Annotated in this window: 9 protein-coding genes; 3 read left to right on the top strand and 6 right to left on the bottom strand. The window is 51.8% G+C overall.

The window, feature by feature from the left end:
• Window positions 1-85: 85 nt before the first annotated feature.
• The 4 genes from AAC022_RS02265 to AAC022_RS02250 form a co-directional block, all read right to left on the bottom strand.
• On the bottom strand, window positions 86-1,936 hold the full coding sequence (locus AAC022_RS02265; RefSeq protein WP_339727545.1) for a polyprenyl synthetase family protein: 1,851 nt from the start codon (window positions 1,934-1,936) through the stop codon (window positions 86-88).
• A gap of 83 nt (window positions 1,937-2,019) precedes the next feature.
• A complete protein-coding gene (locus AAC022_RS02260; protein ID WP_339727544.1) occupies window positions 2,020-3,882 on the bottom strand; it encodes a prenyltransferase/squalene oxidase repeat-containing protein in 1,863 nt (620 codons plus the stop codon).
• A gap of 45 nt (window positions 3,883-3,927) precedes the next feature.
• A complete protein-coding gene (locus tag AAC022_RS02255; protein WP_339727542.1) occupies window positions 3,928-4,971 on the bottom strand; it encodes a ferredoxin family protein in 1,044 nt (347 codons plus the stop codon).
• 52 nt (window positions 4,972-5,023) lie between these two features.
• Window positions 5,024-5,476, bottom strand: coding sequence for a glycine cleavage system protein H (locus AAC022_RS02250; RefSeq protein ID WP_339727541.1), 453 nt, complete (start codon window positions 5,474-5,476; stop codon window positions 5,024-5,026).
• Between the two features lie 574 nt (window positions 5,477-6,050).
• Between AAC022_RS02250 and AAC022_RS02245 the strand changes: the two genes are divergently transcribed.
• From AAC022_RS02245 to AAC022_RS02235, 3 genes are all read left to right on the top strand, one after another.
• Window positions 6,051-7,256, top strand: coding sequence for a substrate-binding domain-containing protein (locus AAC022_RS02245; protein ID WP_339727539.1), 1,206 nt, complete (start codon window positions 6,051-6,053; stop codon window positions 7,254-7,256).
• A 133-nt stretch (window positions 7,257-7,389) separates the two neighbouring features.
• Window positions 7,390-8,343 carry a DUF1559 domain-containing protein gene (locus tag AAC022_RS02240; protein ID WP_339727537.1) on the top strand — a complete coding sequence of 318 codons (954 nt, stop codon included), beginning with the start codon at window positions 7,390-7,392 and terminating at the stop codon, window positions 8,341-8,343.
• A 70-nt stretch (window positions 8,344-8,413) separates the two neighbouring features.
• Window positions 8,414-8,833: a carboxypeptidase-like regulatory domain-containing protein gene (locus AAC022_RS02235; protein ID WP_339727535.1), complete on the top strand. Its 420-nt coding sequence runs from the start codon at window positions 8,414-8,416 to the stop codon at window positions 8,831-8,833.
• Between the two features lie 18 nt (window positions 8,834-8,851).
• Here the strand turns inward: AAC022_RS02235 and AAC022_RS02230 are convergent, their stop codons facing one another.
• Together AAC022_RS02230 and AAC022_RS02225 are read right to left on the bottom strand one after the other, a co-directional pair.
• Window positions 8,852-9,679: a DUF817 domain-containing protein gene (locus AAC022_RS02230; protein WP_339727534.1), complete on the bottom strand. Its 828-nt coding sequence runs from the start codon at window positions 9,677-9,679 to the stop codon at window positions 8,852-8,854.
• Between the two features lie 139 nt (window positions 9,680-9,818).
• Window positions 9,819-11,774, bottom strand: coding sequence for a hypothetical protein (locus AAC022_RS02225; RefSeq protein ID WP_339727532.1), 1,956 nt, complete (start codon window positions 11,772-11,774; stop codon window positions 9,819-9,821).
• Window positions 11,775-11,800: the final 26 nt, after the last annotated feature.

Raw genomic sequence — 11,800 nt, 5'->3', positions numbered from 1 at the left:
GTACCAGCACTGTCGGACAAGCCGATCAGTGGCACACCGGAGTGGTTTTCTGGTGTGCCGGAGAACAGCATGGCAATCAAACGTATCAGGCAATCGGGAGTGGCATCAGGACGCTGGGTTCGGGTTTTGCTTCCGGGATTTCTTCTGCCAGCACGGTTTCGCAGAAGAATATCAACAGTTGTTTGAAGTCTTCGTTGTCGACGCTCTCGGCGAGTTCTTCGGCACGAGCCCGTGATTTATCAACCAGCGCTTCGGCTTTGGTGAAGACATCGCAGTCCTGATAGATTTTGCGTAAGCGGCCGATTCGCATGCCGTCGGAAGGGTGGCCTTGCAAAATGTCTTTGAGGTCGGCGGTCTGCTGCTCGTCTGCCGTTTGTAGCGCGAGTGCGAGGAGTAACGTCGGCCGCATCGCGAGGGCATCCTGACCGGTGATTAGTTTGTTATTGTCATCGCCGTTCCAGTCTTTGAGGTCGTTCAGAATCTGGAAGCCGACGCCGATATGTCGTGAGAACGAGGAGATCAGCATTTCGTACTGTCCGACCGAACCGGTCATGCGAATTCCCGCGTAGAGGGCGGCTTCGAATGCGGGTGAGGTCTTCAGGGCGTAAATCTGTAACGCGTCGATCGGTGCGAGTTCAAAGGTTTCGCTTTCCTGCCACGCCATTTCGGCGCCCTGTCCTTCACAGAGTTTAAGATGGGCGGCTGCCATGCGTTCGACCAAATCACCGGCCGCTTCCGCACCGATATCGGCCCGGGCTTCGTTTAGCAGGCGATAGCCAATCCCGATCAAATAGTCACCGAGGTTAATCGCCATGCCGGTACCATGCTGGCGATGTAGTGTTTCACGTCCGTAGCGGTATTGATCATCGTCTTCGATGTCATCGTGAATCAGCGACGCTTTGTGGAAGACTTCGATGGCCATCGCCGCCTTCTGTACGCCCAGCGGGTACGTCAGACCAGCGTCTGCTGACTCGGTTGACGGTTGCTCTGCTTTCATCAAGGCATCGTAAGCGGCCAGTGTGATGAAGGGGCGGAAACGTTTGCCGCCATGCTTCAGCCAGTCGTAAGCGATGGCTTCGGTTTTGCCGAGAGGTGTTTGGGCGGCGGCTTCTGTTTTGGTTCGCAGGGGAGGCAGGATCTCGTCGAAGTTGTCTTCGAACAGGGAATTGGCGGCACGCATGGTCGGTAGATAACTGCGGGTCAGCGGCTTTTCCAGCGGACGATACTCTTCGAGCACTTCCCAGATCCAGGGTTCATCCATCTTTGTATTTTTACAGTCACCGGAATGCAGGGGTACCGCGTACGAGGGGACGCCGGCAATCAGGACTTTATCGATCGATTTTTCCAAAACGTTCAAACAAGCAACGCCTAGAATTCCATCAACGTAACCGCCGATGATAATTTTGAGCACAACCGGCGAACCTTCTGCCACGAGTACCTTGTATCCCAGCTTTTCGGCTTTGACTTTGTAATCGGCAATCGAACACGCGCCACACTTTTCACAGTCCAGGCCAAACTCATCGTATTCAGCGGGGCAGCCTTCGGCATGTTTCAGGCAGTGGGGCAGCAGTAACAGTCGTCGCTCGAATGGGATCGCCAAGAACTGTCGCTTCCAGAAGAAGTTGCCGATCAGCACCATTATGAAGCCTAAGAATTTCTCAGGTTGATTCATCTGATCCAGCAGTTCGCGTGACCACTTTTCCAACGTGGTTTTGGTAAACGGATTCGCGCAGTCGAGAAACTCCACGAACTTTTCCGCTTCGGCCTTCATCTCTTCGCGCTGCGCAAGTGTTTCCGGAACTGCTTTGAGGTGGCTGGTGCTCTGACGTTTTCTTTTGACCGGTTTCTTTTCTGCCGAAGAGTCTGCTGCCGACTTCGCTGAGCCTGCTGCAGTTTGTTCTTCAGAGCTTTCCTGATCTAAAGGCGCAATGGACACGGAAGACTCCTCTATAGTAAATAACTCATTCGAGCGATGATTCAGTAATTGAATACAAGTTTGGTTTAGGAACGCAGGGGGCTCTATTTTTCTTGAGCGTTCATTATACGGTAATCCTCTTCCTCAAGCGACGATCTTAATTTGTCATCCGCACTTTTTTTCAAATCCGTTTCCGCTCGATGCAGGGCGGAAACAGTAAAGATAATTGGATAAAGATGTTCGAAATACCACAGTTTGGCAAAGTAGAAGCCGATCGGCGTGGATTCGGTGAACGAGCCGTTTTCTACCCGTTCCAGCAGCCAGTTCAGGCCCTGAACAATCGTGGGACTGTCATCCTCGACGCCTATTAGGAGTAAGGTATCGACGGCCAGAGCCGTTTCTTCGACACTGGACGGAGCCGTGGCATCACCGCCCCAGCCGCCATCGGTATTCTGTACCGATTTCAAAAAGTTGATCGCCTGTTCCGCTTGGGGGGAATCCCGGCGGTCAGCAGTCGCATAAGCGGCTAACACGCGGGCGGTGCCATACACGGGATTCTCTTCGTTGTGGATGTGCTGATTGCCAAACCAGAGCGGCAGCCATGAACCATCGGCCCGCTGCACGGAAGACAGATAGCGGAATGAACGTGTCATCGCGCGTGCGGCGCGCTTCCGCAGAGATTCTTCCTCAGGCAGCGATTCGGTTTCGAGCCAGGCTTGCAATGCACGAATCACATGCGCCGAAATGTCGGCGGCACTTTGATCGAAGGGGAGCGTGCCCCAGCCGCGACAGAACGTAGGCCAGCCACCATTGCTGTTTTGCAGATCGAGTAACCACTGCACGCCATTAAAAAGTGAAGTCCGCAGTTCGGTTGAGGGTTCAGTGTCGGTGTCTTCCGGCTGCAGATTCAATAACGCTAAAATCGCGCCGGGCGTATCATCGGCATCAGGAACGCCGCCGGGCAGATCGGTCCAGGCCCAGCCTCCCGGTTCGGCTGAGGTGTAGGGGTGCAGTTCTTTGTATTGTTGATTTAATAACCAGTCGCGAATCGGTGCTTTTTCAAATTCGGACAGCGTTCCTTGCATCGCATTCACTGAGAGCGTAGTCGTCCAGGTCGCCAGATTCGTATCGATGGGCCAACTGCCGTCAGGCCGGGCTGAGTCTAGCAAAAACTGCAGCCCTTTTTTCACGACCGGATGATCGACGAGTCCCATGCCTGCCAGACTCATGGTGACGAAACTGGTCAGGGGGGCCGCTTCGAGGAAGCCACCATTCGTGGGTTGAATTGAAATCAGTTTCTTGAGGCTCTTCTTGATCGATAGATTGCGAATGACGCGTGCGATCGGATTTTTCGGTTTGCAGAAATGATGTCTGACCTGGCCGATGGCGATCAACGCGGGCAGCGCATAACTGACGACCGGCAGCCGCACTGTTTTATAAAATTGGGCCGGCAGACAGGAGAGTTCAAAGGGGAGTGCGGGAATCGTATTCCAGTCGACGAGTCCCGCCAGTGCACAGTGTGTGAGGATCGGCACGGAAAAGGTTTTGTCTTTTCCATAGCGGGCGATGACCGCTTCCACGCCGCCAATGCGATCAATATAATGCCGGGCATTCACAATCACGGATGCAAAGTTAATCGCGTTCCCTGTGGCATGAAAGACGGCATGACACAGCATGCTGGTGGAAATGTTGCTGAAGCTTTTTATGGTATCGCCCCAGCCGCCATCTTCATTCTGATGTGTGGCGAGCCAGTTGATTCCCTGTTTGATATAGGAATCGAGTGAATGATCGTCGTCGGGGCGATGGCGGCGAATCATCTCCAGTGCCATCACTGCTGTCGCGGTGGAGAGTGCCGAGGTGGAAAGTTCACCTTCCCAGTAACCGGCAGACGTCCGTGCGGAAAGCAATTCCTCACGTGCCCGCTGATAACCTTCTCGAACTCTCTGGCTAGAGACTGTTTCACTCATTCGGAAATCTTATTTGTAAGCGTGGTAGGTCAATAAATCGAAGGTCTATAACTCCATGGCATCCAGGCTGTCGATCAGATCGTCCAGCTCATCACTCGTCTCTTGAGAAACTTTTAAGCGATTGGGAACTCCCACGCCGATACCTAAAGCATCCCTCCCCTCGGCGACCAGTTCGACATCGCGTTCTCGGGCCGCCATTTCCAGTGCATCAGGGGCACCGAACAGTTTGGAGAGATCAATTTTCAATCCAGCTACTTCACCATCGGCGCCGGCAATACCCGGTGTTTTGTGACCAGGGAAAATAATCGCATTTTCGGGACAGACACGACTGCAGGCAGGACAACCTTTTTTGCAGCTGTCCTGCTCTTCGACCAGAATTTGTCCTCCCTGATCGACGCCGTAGACGCCGAACAGACAGAAGTCGATGCACTCCATGCAATTGGTACACAGCCCGTAATCGATGACCGGGTACCAGCGGCGTTTGGTCGGCTCCAGTTGGCTGGCTTCGTTGGCACTTCCGTTATTCTTTTGAGCGTTGATGATATCCAGCGGCTTCAGATACTTTTCGAGCTGCGCCGGCTTGGGACTTTCCTGAATCATATTGCCCAATTGGAACGTCTGCACCTGCGCGTCCTGGGTGATGCGTTTGATTTCGGTCAGGTAATCATCGACATTGGAACTGACGCGTAAATCGATCGAATAAATTTTCCGATTCGGAATGCTCTTGTTTCGTTCGGGGTTGTCATAGGGAACCGAGTTGCTCTCGTCTGCTTCGGGATCTTCCGCTGCTTCATCGATCTCTTCTTTGAGCAGAACCACTCCTTCCTGACCACGAATTCCCTGTCGGTCGAGGACCCAGTGTCCGGCACGAGGGTAAAGCCACGATAACACGACCAAGTCGCCGCGAATCGCCTGTAGAAACATCGTTCCTGTGTGGTCGGCTGAGAGATCGTAAAGGTGAGGCACCAGCGAAATTTCCACATCCGGTTCCATCAGGAGCGCTGCTGCCAGTGATTCTTCCAGCTCGCGTTTGGCAGGATTTTTTCCCTGCGCCTGCGAGATCACCACTGTCAATTTTTTATCCGCCATTCCGAACACCTTTTCAACGCTAAACTGAAACAGGGAAGCGTTTTGTCGTTGCTTAGTTGAGTTGCCCTTTAATCATCCGCTGGGTCTGCTCCCAGCCGTCCTCTAATACTTGCAGATACTCTGTCGGCGTCAACCATTGCGCCTCGGTCTCCATCTCAAATAACCAACCCTTTTCGTAATTATCTGCCTGATTGATGGCAGAAGGATCGTTTAACAGTTCTTCATTAAATTCCAGAATCTGACCCGCTGCCGGGGCATACAGATCGGACAATGCTTTGGAGCTTTCGATCTCGCCGATCTTCTGTTTTTCCTGAACATGGGTGAATGGATCAATGGCCCAATCCAGAAAAAAGACATCCTGTAATAAACGTACGGAGTACGCGGTAAAACCCACGCGCCAATGGTCTGCCACCGGCATCAACCACAGGTGTGATTTACTATAAACACGGTCCTGAGGAATTCGGGCCTCGAAATTCCCCATCATAAAGACAAGATCGTCAGGCATGGTCATTTTATTGTGGGCGTCGCTCTCACTAAGCCCATGGTGAAAAGGGAGTTAATCCCGATCTCCAGGTAAGGCAGGAATTTTCGCAATATACACTACTTAAATAGTAGAAACAGTTTTTTCACGGGATGCAAGCAGGATTCTGTTCTGAATGTCATGAAGACCGAATTTTCTCAGCAGTACACCAGAAAATTGTCCCTGCCAGAAATTCCAAGCGGGGGCAGTCTGCGAAATTCGGATGCCCTGCGTATTTCTTCTGCCCTCTCATCATAGGCAGAGCACAGGCGGTTCCCTACCGGAAATCTTCAATTTCCGTTTGTTTGAGTCCGCTTTTTCTCATGGGGATACTGTTATTGTATGGTAAATGTACCTACATCTTACTCAGGTGAAATAGTGGGAACTTAAAAGAAGCAGGAATGAGATCTTATCAATTCTGTCATATTATCTTTAAAGGAAGTGTATAAAGGACATTATTTATTTGACAGGTGTAAATTCCTTTATACGATACAATAATCAACGTAGTGATGAGTTGTACGTACCTGTTGTGGGTTCTGTCACGGAATGAATCGAATTTATGTCAGAAATCAGCGATTTAGATCTCTTATCCCGAAATGCATCTCCTGCGACGACAACAGAATCCATTCAAGGGAGTCCGGATTTAACCCGTACTAAATACGAGCGAATCCAGGAGCATCTCAAGAAACAGATCAAAGAGGGACAGTTGGAGCCGGGAACGGCACTCCCTTCGGAGCAACAGCTGGCCAACTTGTTTGAAAGTGCCCGTAGTACCGTCCGACAGGCGATGGGCATGCTGGAGCGGGAAGGCTTAGTCGATCGGGTTCAGGGAAAAGGGACTTTTGTTCATAAAAATGCCCGCCAGCGCCTGGCGAGCGGCCTCGATATTCTGGCTTTGGTGATTCCGGAAGTCCTTTCCGGTTTCTATCCGTCTTTGCAGCACAGTTTTGAAGAATCGGCCAGTCGCTCACAAAACCAAATGCTGGTTTGCTGCACGCGCAATAATCTCGACAAGCAGGGTAATGTCATTCTGCAGTTGATCGACAATCAGGTGGGCGGTGTGGCGATTGTGCCTGCCAGCACGCCGCCGACACCCGCGTATCAAATTCGCCAGCTGCAGAAAGCGGGCATTCCGGTTGTCCTCTGTCACCGTCCCGTCGAAGGCATTATCGCGCCGCTTTTGGGCTTGCCGTTCCAGCAGATTGGCAGACTGGCGGGGGAAGCACTGCTCCAGTGCGGTCACCGCCGTTTCGCGTTCTTTGCGCCGCATGTCACACGCACTACAGATCTGTACCTTGATGGTTTCCGAAAGGCGCTTGCCGCGCAAGATTGCAAATTATCTCAGGACGATTCCTATTTTGGTGCCGACGGCGTCATCGACATGCAGGAACTCGATGCCGACATCGCCGCCAATTTAAAAATCATGATGGAAAAACCGGATCGACCAACGGCCATCTTTACCAGCTTTGATTCCATGGCCGAGCGCATCTACCTGCACTTGACCAAAATGGGGCTGCGTCTGCCGGAAGACGTGTCGCTGATTGGCGTCGGTGATCAGGTACGTCACAGCGTATTACAACAACAGATTGCTTCGGTCACCGTCAATGAGACCCAGTTGGGACGTCGCGCAGCCGCGCTATTGAATCAGATGCGCAGTGGAGAGCTTCCCATTGAATCGGCGGTTACTGAGATCATCCCTGCGGAAGTTTATCAGGGAACCACACTAGGCCGCTTGCAGGAAAACAGAGATACCACTTCAGTCTAAATTAGGGAATTCTGCTTATTGAACGCGTTTACTTATCTCATTTCTATCGCTAACAGGCTTTGGTACGCCATAAAGAGCGCCAAGTGTCAGGCGGGCCTGTGTTGCATCTTAAATCTGCTTGAGAGGAAAAAAGATGAAAAACAACACTTTGACGAATCGGGGATTTACGCTCATCGAACTACTGGTTGTGATCGCGATTATCGCGATCCTGATCGCACTGTTACTTCCGGCAGTACAACAGGCGCGCGAGTCAGCGCGGCGCAGTCAGTGCAAAAACAATCTCAAGCAGATGGGGCTGGCGATGCACAATTACCATGACTCCCATTCGGTCTTTGCCATCAGCCACGGCGATACCGGTAACTCGTTCGGCTGGCGTGCGCAAATTTTACCCTACATCGATCAAGCACCGCTGTATAATCAGATCGACTTCAATGGAAACATTGTGGATGCGGGAAACCTCGCTGTCGCGCAAACGACCTTACCCGTTTATCGTTGTCCCAGTGACCCCACTCCCGAGCGTGTGAGTGGGAGCAATCAGGTCTGGTCGAACTGGTGCTTCCCGGCTTCCTGCCCCTCTGCTTCACGGAATGACATTGCTGTCACCACGTATAAAGGAGTTGACGGTCGCGGTTACGACCAGACGCTCGCCAATTCGCCTATGCCCCAGGGAATGTTTGACCGGCGAATGGGACTGCGTGCCAGCGGAGGCGGCAATAGTCTGATTACTCCAAATCGCACGATGAAAATGAGGGATGTGCTGGATGGAACGTCGAACGTGCTCTTTGTCGGCGAAAACTCTCCCGGCTTTCACGCCTGGTCTTCCTGGGCTGCCTGGCATTCTCCGATGACCACCGCATACCCCATCAACCACCCCTTTATCGTCTGGGGCAATGCGCAGACCCGCATCAGTTCCGGCGCGCATGGCTGGAAGGATGGGTTTGCCTCTTCCAGTTACCACGTGGGCGGTGCGCACTTTCTGATGGTGGATGGCAGCGTGCATTTCCTGAGTGAAAACATGGACTTCCTGACCTATCAGCAACTGGGACATCCTCAAGACGGTTTACCCCTCGGCGGACTCGCTCAATAACGATTCACTAAGATCGATCAGGTTTGATTGTCGCTCAAACTGGATTTTCATTTTTATGCGGGAGAGATTTATGATGCGGGCCCCTCATTTTTCAAGCGTGGTAATGATCCTACTCGGATCGATACTCTGGGTTGGATGTGGCGGCGGGAAAGATCCCGATTTACCAGAGACGGTTTCGGCTGCGGGTATTGTCACTTACCAAGGTAAACCGGTGCCAGAAGCGACCATCATGTTTTATCCAGTGCAAGGGCGAAAACCGGGTTCAGGAAAATCGGACGCGTCGGGTAAGTTCACGCTGACCACCTTCAGTAAAAACGATGGCGTGATCCCCGGCGATCACAAAGTGACGATCAACGCATATGAATCGACGCCACAAGGAGTCTCGATGAAAAGTTCCATTCCGGAGAAATATTCCAATCAAAAGAGTTCGCCGCTGACGATGAGCGTTTCTGAATCGCAGCCTGAGATAACACTGGAACTGGTTGATTAATTTGACTGCTAAAAACCGTTATGTTGCGTGAGTATCGAGATTCTCTGAAACAGTCTGCATAATGACCGGCCGGTTCACGAGAGACACCAGCACGAAACTCAGTAGCATTAACAAATACCAGGCGACAAGTTTGGAGGGGCGCACCATTTGCCAGTGATCTGTCTGATCGGGATAGATCCAGACATTGGCATAGGTTGCCAGGTTTTCGGCGAACCAGATAAATAGTGCGACCAGCAGCCAGCCCGCAATCAGCGGCATACGGCGGTGGACACGGTTCATTTTGAAATAGATGCTGATTTTGCCGAACATCAACAGGCTGGCGAGAATCAAAAGCCAGCGAATATCCGTCACAAAGTGATGCGTGAAAAAGTTGGCGTAGATCAGTGTCACCAGCACGACCGTGCTCCACAGGGGTGGGTAACTGGAAAATCGAAAATCGAAAATCCGCCAGACCCGTGCGATGTAACTTCCCACCGCGCTATACATGAAGCCGGCAAACAAAGGCACGTTTCCAATGCCGATCACAAACGGTTCCGGGTACTGCCACGAGCGAATGCCGTCGGAGGTCTTAAACAGTTCCATCACCGTCGCTACGAAATGAAAGATGAGAATCACCACGGCTTCCCGCGGCGACTCGAGACGAAAGCATAACAGGAAAATCTGAAATGCGACCGCCGCCAGAAACAGAAAATCATAGCGATACAAAAACTCGAACGGGTACCAGTACCGGGTGATGATCATCATCGCCAGCAGAAAACCGCCGAAGATGCAGGCAGACGCCTGCTTGATTCCAAACAGCCAGAATTCGTGGAGAAATGTTTTCAGGGGAACGACCTCGGAACGCACCAGTCATAACAAGCAGATATCACCGACCCGAATTGTAGTGCAAACCGCGCAGTCTATCTACGAAAAAAGGGAGCAGACACTTTGTCTGCTCCCTGCTCGGAACTTGGGATGGCTCCAAGCCATCCCTCGCACACTTCCGTTACTCTACGATGATGGCAGCCACCTGTGGTGCAAACTGCACATCAACCGGATTTGAAACGGCTCCGTCGCCGCGAACGACAACCAGAGTCGCTTCGGATACATCCAACAGGGGCAACTCGGGCATCTTGACCTGCACGCCCAGGTCATACCAGCCGTAGATTTCCGCTTCAAAATTCATTCCATTGAGCGAGACCAGAACTTTTCCTGGCTCTGGTCCCAGACCTTCACCGGCCAGATTGACCAATGCGCCACTAACAACAACATCCGTATCCGTTGAGAACAAAGCAGGGTCAACAGGCAACACGTCAACGCGTGCCATGACGGCTCCGTTGTTTTCTTCGAACGCTTCCGGAATTTCACGATGTGAATCGATCAAAACATGCAGTTGTTCGAAGGGGAGTTGGTTTCCTTCTTCGTCTGTAGACATCAGGCTGGCGGCGAACGGCAGACGGATATCGACTGACTGAATCTGTCCCGCAGCGATGTTATCAACGCGAGATCCTGCTTCCGGCACACCTTCTTCTAATTCGTATGCATTGGAAGCGAGCAGCATGACATTGAACGGTGCGTTGATATCAACATTACTGTTGTTACGGAACCAGACGCGGAACCGAGGTCCAAGTTCCTGCTCAGCATGTCCCGAGTCAACAAAGCGAACAGCCAGCATCTGCAGATCGAGACCACTGTCGATGATGATGGGGTCAATGTCGATCCAGGTACCACATGCCACAACAGGCAGTGGTTGCCAGACAGGGCATTCATACCAGCCCCAAGGGGCACAAGGATCACAGATGGTTGGACGGCAGATCATAGGACGCGGGTCACAGATGGGGTGACACCAGTCCCACCAGCACCAGTCAACCCAGGCACTCCAGTGAGGACTCCAGCAGTAGTTGGGGTAAAACCCAGGGCCGGCATACCAGGCACCAAAGTGTGTTTTTGTGAAGGAATTGGACATCTTTCCAAACAGGCTTCGGTTTCGCCAGCCACCCTGCTTCTGCAGATTCTTGTTCAGATGAAGCTGTCGTGCGACGTCGCCTTTTTTGTGCAGCTCAAACTGCTGCTTCATATTCCAGTGCTTCGTATTTTTACTGTGGATCAGGGTGTTTAGTTTTCCGACTTTCAGTTGTTTTTCTAGACTGGGATACAGCGGTTTGATATTTCTATCTTTGAACAAATCCTTCTTCAAAGGCACGCCGTTCTTGCCGAGCCACTTGTGTGAAGGTCCCGTATGCTTCCCTTTCCCTTTAGAAAGACCGTTGAGCTTCGAGGGATCGATCACGCCGGGGTATCGGGTCTTGCCTGGTTTGGGATCAAACTTTCCTTTGCCGGGCTTGAATACATTGTTATTGCTGCCCGGTTTTGAAGGGCGTGTATTCTTTCCTGGTTTGGGAACGAAATTTCCTTTGCCTGGTTTGAACGCATTGTTATTACTGCCTGGTTTTGAAGGGCGTGTATTCTTTCCTGGCTTGCGATTGGGAACCTTGCGATTCGGAACGCGCGGCTTGAGGTCTTTCGTATCAAATTTGATCCCACTCGTTTTTCCGAACTGAGGAATTCTGGTATTTGGCCGTGTGGTTTTCGGTGCGACCTTGAAAGACTTCGGAGGTTTTCTGGAACCGCGATCGATGACTTTGGGTGTCGACTTACTAGAACTGTTTTTGAATGAGTTTCGTGAAGGACGCGACTTACTCTGCGAAGATGACTGGGGTCGGCTGCTCTGTGATTGACTGCTTTTTGGCCGACTCGAATTTTTTGAGCGGCTGGGCCGGCTCGAAGATCGTCGTGAACTGTCACGGTCGTTGCGGCTGGATGAACTACTGCGACTTGAAGATTTTTTCGAAGATTTGTCGGCCGCCATTAATGGTGCACCGCAAATTCCCCCGATCAATGCCATAGACAGTAGGACGCGAAACGGCCGCTTTAACAAACTGACTCTATTTTGGATCATCATGACTCTCCCCTTTTGGCTAAATCGTT

The organism is uncultured Gimesia sp. (assembly GCF_963976445.1).
Taxonomy (GTDB): Bacteria; Planctomycetota; Planctomycetia; order Planctomycetales; family Planctomycetaceae; genus Gimesia.
The sequence above is the reverse complement of the archived record's forward strand: the minus strand, read 5'-3'. Positions and strand labels throughout refer to the sequence as shown.